The following is a 17316-nucleotide window of genomic DNA, read 5'->3' as shown; positions in this document are numbered from 1 at the left end:
CCCTTCGAGGCTGCCGTTTTTGTTTGGGTCTGGTATCCCCGGTTCGCCGCCTTATAATGCCCGCCTTTGTAGATCAGCAGGCTGTACCGACTTGGCAAACATAGATAACCCGGCCGCCGAAATGGCCCCCGAAGGCTTTTTCCGCGTCGCCCTGGGCGTTGAATACAAGGGTTCGCGCTACAGCGGCTGGCAGCGCCAGTCCACAGGCGTGCTCACTGTGCAGGAAACCCTGGAAAAAGCCTTGTCGAAGGTCGCCAATTCGCCGATCTCGCTGCAATGCGCCGGGCGCACGGACGCCGGCGTGCATGCCTGCGGGCAAGTCGTGCATTTCGACACCCAGGTCGATCGTTCGCTGAAAGCCTGGGTCATGGGCGCCAACATCAATTTGCCCCATGACATCAGCGTCAGCTGGGCGAAGGTCATGCCAGCGCACTTTCATGCGCGATTCAAGGCCATCGCCCGGCGTTACCGCTACGTGATCTACAACGATCAGATCCGCCCGGCGCATCTCAATGAAGAAATCACCTGGAATCACCGTCCGCTGGACGTGGAACGCATGGCCGAGGCCGCGCAGTACCTGATCGGTACTCATGATTTCAGCGCGTTCCGTGCCGGGCAGTGCCAGGCGAAGTCGCCGATCAAGAAGATGCATCACTTGCGCGTGACCCGTCACGGCAAAATGATCGTGCTGGACATCCGCGCCAACGCTTTCCTGCACCACATGGTGCGCAACATCGCCGGGGTGTTGATGACGATCGGTGCCGGCGAGCGTTCGCCGGAGTGGATGAAGGAAGTGCTGGAGAGCCGCGAGCGGCGCTCCGGCGGTGTCACGGCGCATCCGTTCGGGCTGTATCTGGTGCAGGTCGAGTACCATGACGAGTTCCCGTTGCCCGAGCGTTTCATCGGGCCACATTTCCTTACGGGTTTCTCGGAACTTGACGGCTGACGCCCTCGAATGCATTTGTTACCATCCGGGACTTTCCCGGATTTGCCTTGAGGTTTTTATCGACATGTCGGCCGTTCGCAGCAAGATTTGCGGGATTACCCGCATAGAAGATGCGTTGGCAGCCGTCGAGGCCGGGGCCGATGCCATCGGGTTTGTGTTCTACGCCAAGAGTCCACGGGCGGTAACCGTTCAGCAGGCGCGCGCGATCATCGCTGCATTGCCGCCGTTCGTGACCACGGTCGGGCTGTTCGTCAATGCCAGTCGCTGCGAGCTCGGGGAAATCCTCGATGCCGTGCCGCTGGATCTGCTGCAATTTCACGGTGATGAATCCGTCGCCGACTGCGAAGGCTGGCACCGGCCTTATATCAAGGCCCTGCGGGTCAAGGCGGGCGATGACATCGCCGCCGCCTGCGATGCCTACCCGAGCGCCAGTGGCGTGCTGCTCGATACGTATGTTGAGGGCGTGCCCGGTGGAACCGGCGAGGCGTTCGACTGGTCATTGATTCCGCAGGGTTTGAGCAAGCCGCTGATTCTGGCCGGCGGGCTGACACCGGAGAACGTCGCCGATGCCGTTGCCCGGGTGCGGCCATACGCGGTGGATGTCAGCGGTGGGGTAGAGGCGAGCAAGGGCATCAAGGATCACGCAAAGATTCGGGCGTTCATCAACGCCGTACGTTGATGTGACGGCTGGCAGACTGCCGCCGTCCACAGCTCTGTAGAAAAGAGGCTGAGGGTCTTTTCGGGTTGTACGCAGGTCAGTTCCGCTGACCCGGCAGCCCAGACGATCATCGCCACACATGAATTTAGCTGAAGGGCATACGCGGGGCCGCGAACCAGAGCGTTCGGGCCGCCGGTACTGGAGAAAGAAAGCATGAGCAACTGGTTGGTAGACAAGCTGATCCCTTCGATCATGCGTTCGGAGGTCAAGAAGAGCTCGGTGCCTGAAGGTCTGTGGCACAAATGCCCGTCCTGCGAGGCTGTGCTGTATCGTCCGGAGCTGGAAAAGACCCTGGACGTTTGCCCTAAATGCAACCACCACATGCGCATCGGCGCACGTGCGCGCATCGACATTTTCCTGGATGCCGAAGGCCGTGCCGAACTGGGCGCTGACCTGGAGCCGGTTGACCGTCTGAAGTTCCGCGACGGCAAGAAGTACAAGGATCGTCTGACCGCTGCCCAGAAGCAGACCGGCGAGAAAGACGCACTGATTTCCATGAGCGGCACCCTGCTGGGCATGCCGGTGGTGGTTTCGGCGTTCGAATTCAGCTTCATGGGCGGTTCCATGGGCGCCATCGTCGGTGAGCGCTTCGTGCGCGCCGCCAACTACGCCCTGGAAAACCGTTGCCCGATGATCTGCTTCTCCGCCTCCGGTGGCGCGCGGATGCAGGAAGCCCTGATCTCGCTGATGCAGATGGCCAAGACGTCGGCCGTACTGGCGCGTCTGCGTGAAGAAGGCATTCCGTTCATCTCTGTGCTGACCGATCCGGTCTACGGCGGCGTTTCCGCGAGTCTGGCAATGCTCGGCGACGTGATCGTCGGTGAGCCGAAAGCCCTGATCGGCTTCGCCGGTCCGCGCGTGATCGAGCAGACCGTTCGCGAAAAACTGCCGGAAGGTTTCCAGCGCAGCGAGTTCCTGCTGGAGCACGGTGCAATCGACCTGATCATCGACCGTCGTGAACTGCGTCCACGTCTGGGTAATCTGCTGGCGCAACTGACCGGCAAACCGACCCCGACCTTCGTTGCTGCGCCGATCGAGCCGATCGTCGTTCCGCCGGTGCCTGCCAACGTATGACCGAGCGCACCCTTGGCGAGTGGCTCGCCTACCTTGAGCAGTTGCATCCCTCGGCCATCGACATGGGGCTGGAGCGTTCGCAACAGGTAGCGTCCCGCATGGGGCTGGGCCAGCCGGCGCCTCGGGTGATTACGGTCACCGGCACCAACGGCAAGGGTTCGACCTGCGCTTTCGTGGCTTCGTTGCTGCGGGCGCAGGGCCTGAGCGTTGGTGTCTACAATTCCCCGCACCTGCTGCGTTACAACGAGCGGGTGCAGCTCAATGGCGTCGAAGCCACTGATGCACAGCTGTGCGAAGCCTTCGCGGCGGTCGAGGCCGGGCGGGGCGAGACTTCCCTGACTTACTTCGAAATGGGCACCCTGGCGGCGTTCTGGCTGTTTCAACAGGCCGGGCTCGATGCAGTGGTGCTTGAAGTCGGTCTGGGCGGGCGTCTGGACACGGTCAACGTGGTCGATGCCGACATCGCGCTGGTCACCAGCATCGGTGTTGATCATGCCGATTACCTGGGCAATACCCGCGAATCCGTGGCCTTCGAGAAGGCCGGGATTTTCCGTCAGGGCAAACCTGCACTGTGCGGCGATCTGAATCCTCCACAACCTTTGCTGGACAAGGCGCGCGAGCTTGCTTGCCCGTTCTTCCTGCGTGGGCGCGATTTCGATCTCGGCATCACTGATCAATTCTGGCAGTGGCGTGGCACTGATGCTGACGGTCAGGTCGTAGAGCTGCGTGATTTGCCGCTGCTTGACCTGCCGATGGAAAACGCCGCGCTGGCCTTGCAGGCTTATCTGCTGCTCGGGTTGCCTTGGGATGCTCAACAGATTGTTGCGGCCTTGCAGGCGACTCGCGTGGTCGGTCGTCTTGATCGCCGTTCGTTCGAATGGAATGGCAAGCGCCTGAACCTGTTGCTGGATGTCGGTCATAACCCGCATGCGGCGGAGTACCTGGCCCGGCGTCTGGCTGCTCGTCCACCGGTCGGCAAGCGCCTGGCTGTGTTCGGCCTGTTGGCGGACAAGGATCTGGACGGTGTGGTCGGTGAATTGAATGCCAGCGTCCAGCATTGGGCGGTGGCGCCGCTGGATTCGCCGCGTGCGCGTCCGGTGGCTGAATTGAATCAGGCATTGCAGAACCTTGGCGCCTCGGTCACGTCTTATGACAGCGTGGCGGCCGCTCTGGAAGGGCAGTGCGCAGTGGCCACCAGCGACGACGAGATCTTGCTGTTCGGATCATTTTATTGTGTCGCCGAGGCCCTTGAATGGCTGTCTCGGCGCTCCACGGAGGAAGCAGCAAATGGCTTTGCTGGATAAGGCGTACAAGCAACGCATGGTCGGTGCTCTGGTGCTGGTGGCGCTGGCGGTGATTTTCCTGCCGATGCTGTTTTCCCGTCAGGACGAACAACGTCAGGTGACCGTCGAGGCGCCGGCTGCACCGCAGACACCCGCCGTGGCGCAGATCCAGATGGAGACAGTGGCAGTGCCTGAGCCGCAGGTTCTGCCGCAAGAGCCTGTACCGAGCGATGACGAAGTTGCCGAGCAGGCGGCGCCAGCGGCACCGATTGCGCCTGCGCCTGCAGCTCCGGTTCCTGCGCCCGTAGCCAAACCGGTTGCGGTCGCGCCGGCACCGGCTCCCGTGGCCAAGCCTGCCGCAGCCCCGGCCCAGCCGATCGCTGCGCTTTCTGCCAAACCGGATACTACCCAGAGTCGCGTCGACGCCAATGGCCTGTCAGTGAGCTGGTCGGTGCAGCTGGCCAGTCTGTCGAGCCGCGCCAGCGCCGAAAGTCTGCAGAAGACCCTGCGCAGTCAGGGCTACAACGCTTACATCCGTTCCGCCGATGGCAAGAACCGGGTGTTCGTCGGTCCGCTGATCGAGCGCGCCGAAGCCGATCGTTTGCGCGATTTGTTGAGTCGCCAGCAGAACCTCAAGGGGTTTGTGGTGCGCTTCCAGCCCGAGCGTGGCTGAAAACTATCACCTCGATTGAAATGCACTGACATTCGCAGCTTACCGACAGCCCTGCGCTCTGCTAAAATGCGCCGCCTTATCCGTCTGTAGGCTGCACTGTGCCATTTACCTGGGTTGACTGGGCGATCGTTGCAATCATCGCCATCTCCGCATTGATCAGTTTGAGCCGCGGCTTCGTCAAAGAAGCATTGTCGCTGGTGACCTGGATCATCGCAGGAGCTGTTGCCTGGATGTTCGGTGGCTCATTGTCCGAGTACCTCGCCGGATACATTCAAACGCCATCGGCTCGTGTGATCACGGGCTGTGCCATCATGTTTGTCGCCACACTGATCGTGGGCGCAATGATCAATTATCTTATCGGCGAGTTGGTTCGCGTCACCGGGTTGTCCGGGACCGATCGATTCCTCGGCATGGCCTTCGGCGCTGCGCGTGGCGTGTTGCTGGTGGTCGTGGCGGTCGGGCTGTTGAGCCTGGGGCCGGTACAGCAGGACGGGTGGTGGAAAGAATCACAGCTCGTGCCAAAGTTTCTATTGGTCGCAGACTGGTCCAAGAACCTGATTCTCGGGTGGAGCAGTCAGTGGCTTGCCAGCGGAATCAGCGTACCCGCTGATATTCCGTTCAAGGAGCAACTCTTGCCGTCGGCCAAAACGCCTCAGTGAGTGTTGTTCAGTTCAGATCCATTAAGTAGGGGTTGCGTCGCATGTGTGGCATCGTCGGTATCGTCGGTAAGTCGAACGTCAATCAGGCGCTGTATGACGCGCTAACCGTGCTCCAGCACCGCGGCCAGGACGCTGCCGGTATCGTGACCAGCCATGATGGCCGGTTGTTCTTGCGCAAGGACAATGGCCTGGTGCGTGACGTGTTTCAGCAGCGTCACATGCAGCGCCTGGTCGGCCACATGGGTATCGGTCACGTCCGTTACCCGACCGCCGGCAGCTCGACGTCGGCCGAGGCTCAGCCGTTCTACGTCAACTCGCCGTACGGCATCACTCTGGCGCACAACGGCAACCTGACCAACGTTGAACAGTTGGCCAAGGAAATCTACGAATCCGATCTGCGTCACGTCAACACCAGCTCCGACTCGGAAGTGCTGCTCAACGTGTTCGCTCACGAACTGGCCCAGCGCGGCAAGTTGCAGCCGACTGAAGAAGACGTGTTTGCTGCGGTGACCGACGTGCACAATCGTTGCGTCGGTGGTTACGCCGTCGTCGCGATGGTGACCGGTTACGGCATCGTCGGTTTCCGTGACCCGCACGGCATCCGTCCGATCGTGTTCGGCCAGCGTCACACCGACGAAGGCGTCGAGTACATGATCGCTTCCGAAAGCGTTTCGCTGGACGTGCTCGGCTTCACCCTGATCCGCGACCTGGCACCGGGCGAAGCGGTCTACATCACTGAAGACGGCAAGCTGCACACTCGTCAGTGCGCGACCAACCCGTCCCTGACACCGTGCATCTTCGAACACGTCTATCTGGCGCGTCCGGATTCGATCATCGACGGCGTGTCGGTCTACAAGGCCCGTCTGCGCATGGGTGAGAAGCTGGCCGAGAAGATTCTGCGCGAGCGTCCTGAGCACGACATCGACGTGGTCATCCCGATTCCGGATACCAGCCGTACTGCCGCACTCGAGCTGGCGAACCATCTGGGCGTGAAATTCCGCGAAGGCTTCGTCAAGAACCGTTACATCGGCCGTACCTTCATCATGCCGGGCCAGGCTGCGCGCAAGAAATCGGTACGCCAGAAGCTCAACGCCATCGAGCTGGAATTCCGCGGCAAGAACGTGATGCTGGTGGACGACTCGATCGTTCGCGGCACGACCTGCAAGCAGATCATCCAGATGGCCCGCGAAGCCGGTGCGAAAAACGTCTACTTCTGCTCGGCAGCTCCGGCTGTGCGCTTCCCGAACGTGTACGGCATCGACATGCCGAGCGCTCACGAGCTGATCGCGCACAATCGTTCGACTCAGGATGTCGCTGACCTGATCGGCGCTGACTGGCTGATCTATCAGGACCTGCCTGACTTGATCGAAGCGGTCGGCGGCGGCAAGATCAAGATCGAAAACTTCGATTGCGCGGTGTTTGACGGCAAGTACGTCACCGGCGACGTCGATGAGGCTTACCTGAACAAGATCGAACAGGCACGCAACGATGCCTCGAAGGTCAAGACCCAGGCGGTCAGTGCGATCATCGATCTGTACAACAACTGAGTTTCAACCGGCCCTTAGGGGCCGGTTTTGTATCTGGCAAAAGACTTTTATTTATCGAGAACAGGGCAAGGAGTGACAGCATGAGTCAGGAATGGGATGCCGGTCGGCTGGACAGCGACCTTGAAGGCGTAGCGTTCGATACCCTGGCCGTACGTGCCGGTCAGCACCGTACGCCGGAAGGCGAGCACGGTGATCCGATGTTCTTCACTTCCAGCTACGTGTTCCGTACCGCCGCCGACGCCGCTGCGCGGTTTGCCGGGGAAGTGCCGGGCAACGTTTACTCGCGTTATACCAATCCGACCGTTCGCTCGTTCGAAGAGCGCATTGCTGCGCTGGAAGGCGCCGAACAAGCCGTAGCCACGGCGACTGGCATGGCTGCGATCATGGCGGTGGTGATGAGCCTGTGCAGTGCCGGCGATCATGTGCTGGTGTCGCGCAGCGTGTTCGGTTCGACCATCAGCCTGTTCGAGAAGTACTTCAAGCGTTTCGGCGTGGAAGTCGATTACGTTCCGCTGGCAGATCTGTCGGCCTGGGATGCGGCGATCAAGTCCAACACCAAACTGCTGTTCGTCGAATCTCCGTCCAACCCGCTGGCTGAGCTGGTGGATATCACCGCGCTGTCGGAAATCGCTCACGCCAAGGGCGCGATGCTGGTGGTCGACAACTGCTTCTGCACGCCGGCGTTGCAGCAGCCGCTGAAGTTGGGCGCAGACATCGTTGTGCATTCGGCCACCAAGTTCATCGATGGTCAGGGCCGTTGCATGGGCGGCGTGGTTGCTGGTCGCAGCGAGCAGATGAAAGAAATCGTCGGCTTCCTGCGTACCGCCGGGCCAACCCTGAGCCCGTTCAACGCCTGGATCTTCCTCAAGGGTCTGGAAACCCTGAATCTGCGGATGAAGGCGCACTGTGCCAACGCCCAGCAACTGGCCGAGTGGCTGGAGCAGCAGGACGGCATCGAAAAAGTGCATTACGCCGGTCTCAAGAGCCATCCGCAGCACGAACTGGCCCAGCGTCAGCAGAAGGGCTTCGGTGCGGTGGTGAGCTTTGAGGTGAAGGGCGGCAAAGAGGGCGCCTGGCGCTTTATCGATGCGACCCGGTTGATTTCGATCACCGCCAACCTGGGTGACAGCAAGACCACCATCACTCACCCGAGCACCACGTCCCACGGCCGTCTGGCGCCGCAGGAGCGTGAAGCGGCGGGGATTCGTGACAGCCTGATCCGCATCGCGGTCGGTCTGGAAGACGTCGCTGACCTGCAAGCCGATCTGGCGCGCGGTCTGGCGGCGTTGTGATCGAGTTGTCCACTCCGAAGACGGGCACCCATGGCCGCGTTGCGCTGGTCACGGGTGCCGCTCGCGGTATCGGTCTGGGGATCGCGGCGTGGCTGATCAGCGAAGGCTGGCAGGTGGTGCTGTCGGATCTGGATCGGGTGCGTGGTTCCAAAGTGGCGAAAGTGCTGGGTGAGAACGCCTGGTTCATCGCCATGGACGTGGCGGATGAAAGCCAGGTGGCGCTCGGCGTCGCTGAAGTGTTGGGGCAATTCGGTCGTCTGGATGCGTTGGTGTGCAACGCGGCGGTGGCCGATCCGCACAACATCACGCTGGAAAGCCTGGATCTGGCCTACTGGAATCGGGTGCTGGCGGTGAATCTCAGTGGTCCGATGTTGCTGGCCAAGCATTGTGCGCCGTATCTGCGGGCGCACAACGGGGCGATCGTCAATCTGGCCTCGACCCGTGCGGCGCAATCGGAACCTGATACCGAAGCCTATGCGGCGAGCAAGGGCGGCTTGCTGGCGTTGACTCACGCACTGGCGATCAGTCTCGGGCCGGAGATTCGCGTCAATGCGGTCAGTCCGGGCTGGATCGATGCGCGGGATCCCTCTGCGCGCCGCGCCGAGCCTTTGACCGATATCGATCATGCCCAGCATCCGGCGGGCAGGGTAGGGACGGTCGAGGACGTGGCGGCGATGGTGGCCTGGCTGCTGTCGAAGAATGCCGGGTTTGTGACGGGCCAGGAATTCGTGGTCGACGGCGGCATGACCAAGAAGATGATCTACTCGGAATGACATGTTTTTGTCTTTTTGAGAAAAACTTCAATCCTGCTATTGACTTAGGTTCGCTACCTGCGTAAATTTCGCGGCCTCGGAGATGCAAACGGGTGATTAGCTCAGCTGGGAGAGCGTCTGCCTTACAAGCAGAATGTCGGCGGTTCGATCCCGTCATCACCCACCACTCCCCGAGAGGCTTGCGAAAGCAAGAGGTAGGCTGAAAGTGCCTCCACCGACGCGCAGCGGTAGTTCAGTCGGTTAGAATACCGGCCTGTCACGCCGGGGGTCGCGGGTTCGAGTCCCGTCCGCTGCGCCATATTTAACGAGTCAGACACTGTCTGGTTCGCGATTGAAAAGCACCGAAGCTTTCAGTCAAACGAGTTACTTGAGCGTCAGCTCAAAGCGATACGCAGCGGTAGTTCAGTCGGTTAGAATACCGGCCTGTCACGCCGGGGGTCGCGGGTTCGAGTCCCGTCCGCTGCGCCATATCTGTTTCAAGGACCACTGAACGCCTTGAAACACCGAAAGCAACCTTTGGTTGATTCGGAATCGATAGCAAAGACCCTGGTCGAAAGACCGGGGTTTTTTGTGTCTGAAATTTGACCTCTCCAAAACTCCTCTTTTTGTTGTCCAGCAACGAGCGCAGCTGTGGCTCGTTCGATGCCGCCGGACAGTCTCCGCTGCGTCCATGGGTCGCTGCGATGCGATGTCGCATTGATTTTTGATTCTTTAGTCAGATTTTTGTAACTGGTTGTTTGCTGCGAGCGCAGAAACCTTTAAAGTTAACCTTTCGGTCAGCTTTGCACTGTCATCACGTCCTTTGTTTAGCCAAAAAGGGCTTCTGCAAGACTCGAGATTCCCAGTAGATAACCAGAAGGGCGGATCCATAACCGCCCAGAGGATGATCCATGTCCAACCGTGAAATATCCCGGCGCTCGTTCCTTCAGGGCGGGCTGGTGGCGGGTGTGAGCGTTACGCTCACGCCGCTCAGCAGTCAGGCGCTGGCTGCCTTGATGGAAAACAGCGTGACCGTGCCGTCCGAGCAGTGGCTCGGCAACAACGGCAAGGCGCGCCAGCGTAACGATGCCTTGTCCAAGGTCTGCGGCAGCAAGGTGTTTGCCCGCGACATCCGCTCCAAGGACATGCCGGGCTGGCCCCAGCAGCAAGGCCACGCCATGTTGCTGAAAACCATCAAGGCCGACCGAATCTACGATGGCTATGACCTGTCGTGGCTCGGCGCCGATTTGCAGCCTGATCGCATCGTCACCGCTGCCGACCTGGACAAGGACGGCATCGTATTCCCGGAAGAGCACGCTCCGGATCCGTTGCTGCCTGAGGGCAAGGTGCCGATGTTCATCGGTCACCCGGTCGCGATCCTGATCTGGAACGATTTCGAGCGTTTCCGCCAGGCCAAAAACAAACTCAAATTCAATGACAAAGCGATTCGTTACGGTGCGAAAGTGCCGTTCTACGAAGGCGATCCCTATGGCAGTTTCCGCTACGTGCGCGTCGGCGGCCCGACCTCGGCAGATGAAGACGAGTTCGCCAGCCTCAAGGATTCGATCCTGTTTCCGATGCTGAAAAACCGTCGCCCGGTGTGGAATTCCCAGCCGAACCTGCACGGCAACCTGACCGAGCGCGGCCTGTTCTACGCCGATCGCATGAAGAAAGAGATCGACACCCCACCGGACAACTGGCTGGTGTTCGACGAGCGTTACAAGACCCCGTCGATCGAGCCTGCCGCGATGGAGCCGGACAACGGCAACGGCTGGTACGACCCTGCGACCAAGACCTTGCATTTCGTTGTCGCCACCCAGTGCCCGCTGGAGGCTGCAACCGAGACCGCGAAGATGATCTCGCCGTCGCGCTTCGGCCTGGCTAACCTGAACATGCACCCGGGTTACACCGTCGGTTACGGCTCCAAGGACCACAACATTTTCGTCTACTACGCGGCCCTGGCGGCGTTGTATGGCGCGGGTGTGCCGATTCGCCTGGCCAACGACCGCTACGAGCAGTTCCAGAGCGGCATCAAGCGTCACCCGTTCGACATTCGTTACCAGTTGGCGGTGGACAAGACCGACCACAGCTTCAAGATTTTCCGCGCCGAAATGAGCGTCGATGGTGGCGGTCGGATCAACTACAGCCCGTCGGTGGCTGCGGTTGGCGCAACGGCGGCTCAGTCGATCTACTACATGCCGCAGAACGATCTGCAAGTTACCGCCTATCACTCCCGCGGGGTTGAAGCGGGTTCGATGCGCGGCTACGGCACGCTGCAGAGCATGGCTTCCACCGAAATGATGGTCGACGAAATCGCCGACCGCCTCGGTGTCGACGCCATCGATCTGCGCCGCAAGAACGCGCTGCGTTCCGGGATGAAAAACACCCAGGGCGCGATCCCGGCCGGTGCGTTGCGCCTGCACGAGATTCTCGACAAGGCTTCGCTGCACGAAGTCTGGAAGAACCGCGACGCGATCAAGAAACAGCGTGAAGCGGCGGATCCGGACAACTGGTATGGCGTGGGTTTCGCCATTTGCCAGAAAGACTTCGGCACCGGTTCCGAAGCGCCGATGGCCAGTATCGAATTCACCGCTGAAGGGCGCATTTCCCTGCGCCATATCGGCATCGAGATTGGTACCGGCATGTCCACTTCGCAAGCCCTGGTGGTCGCTGATTTCCTCGGCAGCCCGGCGCACGACGTGAAGACCGGCGAGACCGAATGGAAGGAAATGCAGCTGGTCACCGCCGGCAACCCTTACATTATGAGTCAGGCCGAGCAGGACAACTTCCTGCGCAACCCCCGTTGGGTCGGCAAACTGGCGTCGGCCTCGTCCGCGACCAACTCCGCCTATTACTTCAGCCATGCCACCCGTGAAGCGGCGCGCGTGCTGTTCAACCACGGTTTGTGGCCGGCGGCGCTGGAGATCTGGCGTCAGGGCCCGTACGGCGGCCAGGCCAACCCCTATGTGGTGCGTCGCGAAGATGCGCATTGGGTCGACGGCAAACTCACCGCCAACGGCATGCAGCCGCTCAGCTTCGAGGAACTGGCCAAACGCGCTCACGAGCGCGGTCTGGTCACGGCTGCCACGGTTCATGGTTTCAACCGCTGGAGTTGGGCTGAGGCCGAATACAGCATCGACGGCGTGCGCGAGCGTCTGCCGCTCGACGGTCTGGCCGTGAAGTACGGTGATGGCGCCCCGAAAGCCAAGAAAGCGCAGATGACCAGCGACGGTTTCCATCTGCTGGATCGGCAGAACATCGCCTATCCGGTGGTTCAACTGAACAACGCCGCTGTGACTTACTACAGTCCGGTCGCAACGCTGGTCGAGTTGAAGGTCAACAAAGGTTCGGCAGAAGTCGAAGTGCTCAACCATCACTCGTGGCTGGAGTGCGGTCGGGTGCTGGTCGAAGAATTGGTCCGTGGCCAGCTCGAAGGCGGGATCGCCATGGGCATCGGCCACGCCTTGATGGAAGAGATGCCGCTGTACGAAGGCGGGCCGGGGGAGGGTGACTGGAACTTCAACCGTTATCGCCTGCCGATGGCGCGCCATGTGGCGGTGTGGAAGCAGACGTCGGAAATCCTGCCGCCGCTGTCCCCGAGCGACCCGTCCAAAGGCATCGCCGAAGTGGTGATGATCCCGGTGGTCGGTGCCATCAGTAACGCCGTGGCGCACGCCATCGGTAAACGTGTTCGCGATCTGCCAATCACTGCTGCGCGCATCAAGGAGGCCCTCAATGGCTAACCGTCCGCTTCAACTGACCCTCAACGGTCAAACCGTCGGCCCGGTGGACATCCCTGATGACCTGCCGATGATCGATTACCTGCACGAATACAAAAACCTCACCGGTTCGCGCCTGGGCTGCGGCCAGGGCATCTGCCACGCCTGCGTGGTGATCGTCGACAACCCGGACGGCACCAGCGAAGAAGTGCGTACCTGCATCACCGGCGCGCATTACTTCGAGGGCAAGAAAGTCCGCACCATCGAAGGCCACGCCAAGCGTGACGAGCAAGGCCAGGTCACCGAGCTGAACCCGATCCAGCAGCGTTTCGTCGACGAATTCGCCTTCCAGTGCAGCTACTGCGCACCGGGCTTCGTCAACGCCGCGACCGTGCTGGTGGAAAAGCTGCAACGCCAGCCAATCGTCAAAAGCAAACTGGAACAAGTCATCGAGGACAGCCTCGGCCATCACGTCTGCCGTTGCACCGGGTACGTGCGTTACTACAACGCCACCCGCAACGTGCTGACCGATCTCGGCCTGGTCAAGGAGGGTTAAGCATGAAGCAATTACTGACCCGCCTGACCCTGGCGGTCGGGCTGGCTGTGCCTGTGTTGGCGGTGCACGCGGATGATCAGGTCAAGCGCGGCGAATACCTCGCCCGTGCGGCCGACTGCATGGCGTGCCACACGGCGCCCGGCGGCGCGCCGTTTGCTGGCGGCCTGCCGATCGTCTCGCCGTTCGGCACGATCTACGGCACCAACATCACGCCGAGCAAAGAGCACGGCATCGGTCTGTACAACGATGACGAGTTTTTCGCTGCGCTGACTGAAGGCAAGCGTCGTGATGGCGCCAACCTGTACCCGGCGATGCCGTACACCTCGTATCACTTGATGCCGCGTGCGGATTCGGATGCGATTCACGCGTATCTGAAAACCATCGAGCCGATCGAGCGTGCCGCACCGGTGACCAGTCTTAGCTTCCCGTTCAACGTGCGTCCGGGCTTGATCGGTTGGAACATGATGTACGGCAAAACCTTGAAGCTGGAGCCGGCCGAAGGCAAAAGCGACGCCTGGAAACGCGGTCAGTACATGGTCGAAGTGCTCGGCCATTGCGGCGAATGCCATACGCCGCGCGGCCTGCCGGGCGCGATGAAGCTGGACAAGCGCCTGACCGGCGGCATCCTCAACGGCTACCTGGCGCCGAGCCTGCTGGCAACGGATCTGGCGGCGCGCGGCTGGAACCATCAGGACCTGAGCACGTTCCTCAAGCACGGCATGAGCGCTCAGGGCACGATGTTCAACGAAATGTTCCCGGTGTTCCACAACAGCACCCAAGGCCTGAATGATCCGGATCTGGCGGCGATGGCAACATTCCTGCTCGGCGACAAGCCGCCAGCAGCGAAAGAGCTGGCCGAAGTGCCGGTGGAAAAACTCAGTGCCAGCGCTCAACGCGGTCGTCAGGAATACTTGAACGTCTGCGCCGGCTGTCACGCGGCTGGTGGCGAAGGCAAACCGCACATCGCGGTGGCCATGCGCGGCAACACCACGCTGCGTCTGGAAGACCCGCGCAACCTGTTGCGAGTGATCGAGGATGGCATCGGCGAACAGAAATTCGCCGGGTTCGAACACATGCAGCCGATGCCCGGTTTTGCCGACAAGCTCAGTGCCGAACAACTGACCGATCTGCTGAACTACCTGCGTCAGGGTTGGGGTGGTCAGTCTGCTGAATTGGCGGTGGGCGATGTGCAGAAGCTCAAGGCTGACGCACCGTCCATCGAGCACAAGGCGCACTGATCATGCAGCATCTCGATCTGCAGGTTGTGCGGCGGGCGCTGGAGTGGTCGATAGCGGGGCAGCGCATCTGGCTCTGCACCGTGCTGACCACCTACGGCTCGGCGCCTCGCGCGCCGGGTTCGCTGCTGGCGGTGAACGACGACGGACAGTGGATCGGGTCGCTGTCCGGTGGCTGCGTCGAGGAAGATTTTCTCGAGCGTGTCGCCGAAGGTGCATTTCTCGATGCGATCAACGTGGTGCGCTATGGCGAAGGTGACGATCCGCGCTCGCGGGTCAGCCTGCCGTGTGGCGGCATTCTCGATGTACTGGTAGAGAAATTTGACGCCGACTGCGATGTGCAGGCGCATCTGCGTGAGCTTGAATCGGCGTTGCTGGGTCAGCGCCGGTTGATTCGAGAGGTCGACCTGGCCACTGGCGCGCGCAGCGTGTTTGCAGATCGCGAGCAAGGTGCGCGGATCGAGCGTGAAATCGACCGGGTACGGATCCGTATCGGTGCTGCTCAGCGTTTGTTGCTGGCCGGCTATTCCAGCGTGGCGCAGGCGTGTGCGGAGTTCGCGGTGGGTCTCGGTTTCGAGGTGATTCTCTGCGACCCGCGTGAGGAGGTGCTGGAAGGTGTGGTGCTCAATGGCGTGGAGATTCGCCGGCAATTGCCGTCGGTGTTCATCGCCGATGGTGGTTGCCACCGTGATACGGCGGTGGTGGCGTTGACCCATGATCCGCGTATCGACGATCTGGCGATGATGGAGGCCGTGCGCACCGAGGCTTTCTATATTGGTGTAATGGGCTCGCAGCAGACGTCGCAGAAGCGCTTCGAGCGATTGCGCCGGATTGGCGGGTTGGGGGAGGGCGAGCTGGCGCGGATTCATGCGCCGATCGGCCTTAACCTCGGCAGCAAAACCCCCTCGGAAATTGCCTTGGCGGTACTGGCGGATATCCTGCGGATTCGTAGCGGGATTGCGCGAGACCAGCTGTAATCCGTTGTTGGATGTAAAAAGGGCCGCTTTTCAGCGGCCCTTTTTTTGCGCATTAGAAACCGAGCTTGTCGCGCAGTCCGTAATACCAGGCGCCCAGTGCGGCAAACGGTGTGCGCAGCAATTGCCCGCCGGGGAACGGGTAGTGCGGCAGGTCGGCAAACGCATCGAAGCGTTCGGCCTGTCCTCGCAGCGCCTCGGCCAGTACCTTGCCGGCCAGGTGCGTGTAGGTCACGCCATGGCCGCTGCAGCCTTGGGAGTAATAGATGTTGTCGCCCAGGCGTCCGACCTGGGGTAGGCGCGACAGGGTCAGCAGAAAATTGCCGGTCCAGGCGTAGTCGATTTTCACGTCCTTGAGTTGCGGGAAGGCCTTGAGCATTTTCGGGCGGATGATCGCTTCGATGTTCGCCGGATCCCGGGCGCCGTAAACCACGCCGCCGCCGAAGATCAGGCGCTTGTCGCCAGTAAGGCGGTAGTAATCGAGCAAGTAGTTGCAGTCTTCGACGCAGTAATCCTGCGGTAACAGGGTTTTGGCCAGTTCATCACCGAGCGGTTCGGTGGTGATGACTTGAGTGCCGCACGGCATCGATTTGGCTGCCAGTTCCGGCACCAGATTGCCGAGATAGGCGTTGCCGGCCACGATGATGAATTTGGCCCTGACCTTGCCCTGTGGCGTATGCACGACCGGGTTGGCGCCTCGTTCGATACGCACCGCAGGCGACTGCTCATAAATGGTGCCGCCGAGGGACTCCACGGCGGCGGCTTCGCCCAGCGCCAAGTTGAGCGGGTGGATGTGGCCGCCGCTCATGTCGAGCATGCCGCCGACGTATTGATCGCAGGCCACCACTTCGCGGATGCGGCGCTGATCGAGCAGTTCAAGCTGGGTGTGCCCGAAGCGTTCCCACAAGCGTTTCTGCGCTTCCAGGTGGCCCATCTGCTTGGCTGTGATTGCCGCGAATACACCGCCGTCCTTCAGGTCGCACTGGATGTTGTACTTGCTGACGCGATCACGAATGATCCGGCCGCCCTCGAATGCCATTTGCCCGAGCAATTGAGCCTGCTTTGGGCCAACGCTGCGCTCGATCACGTCAATGTCACGACTGTAGCTGTTGACGATTTGCCCGCCATTGCGCCCCGACGCGCCGAAACCGACTTTGGCGGCTTCCAGCACGGTCACGCGAAAACCGTTCTCCAGCAGGAACAGGGCCGAGGAAAGTCCCGTATAACCAGCGCCAATCACGCAGACATCCGTCTCCACATCATCTTGCAGGGCAGGGCGTGGTGGTACGGCGTTGGCCGACGCCGCGTAATAAGACTCTGGGTAAGGGGTGTTCGCCATCCTGCAGCCTCTGTTTAATATATTTTACGAGTGCGACGATCCTACCCGAGTTGAAAAACCTCCGCCAGCCACCGGGAAATCTTCTTGCGGCGGGGCGAAATTAAATATTTTGCATATTCATAGGGTTAGGTGAAAAAAAGGTGTTGACACCCCTCCGGAATTCCGTAGAATGCCGCCTCACAGCAGGCACGTAGCTCAGTTGGTTAGAGCACCACCTTGACATGGTGGGGGTCGTTGGTTCGAGTCCAATCGCGCCTACCAAACAAAATCCGCTCTGCTGGGCGGTCTAGAGGGGCTCACCGAAAGGTGGGCCCTTTTTTGTTGTCTGTCGTTTCTTCAGAACGTTCACAAAGTATCGGGTTCGTTCACACTGGGCAATGTGAACGCCTAAAGCGGATGATTTTGTGGCGGTTATACTTGATAACTGAATGTGCGATGTCATATCCGATATAAGCACATTGCCTCCACTCAGCATGCCTGGCTTGAGCCGGTATCCTCCGCATCTAGGTGAATGACACGGAACGCGGGAACATTCAGTAGGGCTTTTGG

Annotated in this window: 14 protein-coding genes and 4 tRNA genes; 17 read left to right on the top strand and 1 reads right to left on the bottom strand. The window is 60.7% G+C overall.

The window, feature by feature from the left end; translation table 11 throughout:
- The first annotated feature begins 121 nt into the window (after positions 1 to 121).
- From truA to AC07N4_RS13755, 16 genes are all read left to right on the top strand, one after another.
- Complete coding sequence (gene truA / locus AC07N4_RS13830; RefSeq protein WP_173861340.1) at positions 122 to 946, top strand: tRNA pseudouridine(38-40) synthase TruA; 825 nt, start codon at positions 122 to 124, stop codon at positions 944 to 946.
- A gap of 64 nt (positions 947 to 1010) precedes the next feature.
- On the top strand, positions 1011 to 1625 hold the full coding sequence (locus AC07N4_RS13825; RefSeq protein WP_096821201.1) for a phosphoribosylanthranilate isomerase: 615 nt from the start codon (positions 1011 to 1013) through the stop codon (positions 1623 to 1625).
- Between the two features lie 192 nt (positions 1626 to 1817).
- Positions 1818 to 2738 carry an acetyl-CoA carboxylase, carboxyltransferase subunit beta gene (accD, locus tag AC07N4_RS13820; protein WP_096821202.1) on the top strand — a complete coding sequence of 307 codons (921 nt, stop codon included), beginning with the start codon at positions 1818 to 1820 and terminating at the stop codon, positions 2736 to 2738.
- The gene (gene folC / locus AC07N4_RS13815) at positions 2735 to 4042 is read left to right on the top strand and encodes a bifunctional tetrahydrofolate synthase/dihydrofolate synthase (RefSeq protein ID WP_493066258.1); all 1308 of its coding nucleotides are present in this window, start codon (positions 2735 to 2737) and stop codon (positions 4040 to 4042) included. Before accD ends, folC begins: the two co-directional genes overlap by 4 nt.
- Positions 4026 to 4694, top strand: a complete 669-nt coding sequence (locus AC07N4_RS13810) for an SPOR domain-containing protein (protein WP_493066257.1) — start codon at positions 4026 to 4028, stop codon at positions 4692 to 4694. Before folC ends, AC07N4_RS13810 begins: the two co-directional genes overlap by 17 nt.
- Before the next feature lie 98 nt (positions 4695 to 4792).
- Positions 4793 to 5353: a CvpA family protein gene (locus AC07N4_RS13805; RefSeq protein WP_007956464.1), complete on the top strand. Its 561-nt coding sequence runs from the start codon at positions 4793 to 4795 to the stop codon at positions 5351 to 5353.
- Positions 5354 to 5394: 41 nt separating this feature from the next.
- On the top strand, positions 5395 to 6900 hold the full coding sequence (purF, locus tag AC07N4_RS13800) for an amidophosphoribosyltransferase (protein ID WP_007956466.1): 1506 nt from the start codon (positions 5395 to 5397) through the stop codon (positions 6898 to 6900).
- Positions 6901 to 6980: 80 nt separating this feature from the next.
- Entirely contained in the window at positions 6981 to 8192 is a 1212-nt protein-coding gene (locus AC07N4_RS13795; RefSeq protein ID WP_102621535.1) for an O-succinylhomoserine sulfhydrylase, read from the top strand.
- Positions 8189 to 8965, top strand: a complete 777-nt coding sequence (locus AC07N4_RS13790) for an SDR family oxidoreductase (protein ID WP_096821206.1) — start codon at positions 8189 to 8191, stop codon at positions 8963 to 8965. Before AC07N4_RS13795 ends, AC07N4_RS13790 begins: the two co-directional genes overlap by 4 nt.
- 90 nt (positions 8966 to 9055) lie before the next feature.
- Positions 9056 to 9131 (top strand) — tRNA-Val (locus AC07N4_RS13785).
- 55 nt (positions 9132 to 9186) lie between these two features.
- A tRNA-Asp gene (locus tag AC07N4_RS13780) sits at positions 9187 to 9263 on the top strand.
- A 93-nt stretch (positions 9264 to 9356) separates the two neighbouring features.
- Positions 9357 to 9433: transfer RNA gene (locus tag AC07N4_RS13775), tRNA-Asp, on the top strand.
- Between the two features lie 422 nt (positions 9434 to 9855).
- On the top strand, positions 9856 to 12687 hold the full coding sequence (locus AC07N4_RS13770) for a xanthine dehydrogenase family protein molybdopterin-binding subunit (protein WP_493066648.1): 2832 nt from the start codon (positions 9856 to 9858) through the stop codon (positions 12685 to 12687).
- Positions 12680 to 13219 (top strand): (2Fe-2S)-binding protein, encoded by a 540-nt coding sequence (locus AC07N4_RS13765; RefSeq protein WP_096821208.1) that lies wholly within the window; start codon positions 12680 to 12682, stop codon positions 13217 to 13219. Before AC07N4_RS13770 ends, AC07N4_RS13765 begins: the two co-directional genes overlap by 8 nt.
- 2 nt (positions 13220 to 13221) lie before the next feature.
- Positions 13222 to 14457 (top strand): c-type cytochrome, encoded by a 1236-nt coding sequence (locus tag AC07N4_RS13760; RefSeq protein ID WP_493066649.1) that lies wholly within the window; start codon positions 13222 to 13224, stop codon positions 14455 to 14457.
- A 2-nt stretch (positions 14458 to 14459) separates the two neighbouring features.
- Positions 14460 to 15431: an XdhC family protein gene (locus AC07N4_RS13755; RefSeq protein WP_273539242.1), complete on the top strand. Its 972-nt coding sequence runs from the start codon at positions 14460 to 14462 to the stop codon at positions 15429 to 15431.
- 52 nt (positions 15432 to 15483) lie between these two features.
- On the opposite strand, the gene AC07N4_RS13750 is transcribed toward AC07N4_RS13755, so the two are convergent.
- Positions 15484 to 16767, bottom strand: coding sequence for an NAD(P)/FAD-dependent oxidoreductase (locus tag AC07N4_RS13750; RefSeq protein ID WP_273539243.1), 1284 nt, complete (start codon positions 16765 to 16767; stop codon positions 15484 to 15486).
- 184 nt (positions 16768 to 16951) lie between these two features.
- Between AC07N4_RS13750 and AC07N4_RS13745 the strand changes: the two genes are divergently transcribed.
- Positions 16952 to 17028, top strand: a tRNA-Val gene (locus AC07N4_RS13745).
- Positions 17029 to 17316: the final 288 nt, after the last annotated feature.

The organism is Pseudomonas sp. GW821-FHT09E04 (assembly GCF_059416185.1).
The sequence above is the reverse complement of the archived record's forward strand: the minus strand, read 5'-3'. Positions and strand labels throughout refer to the sequence as shown.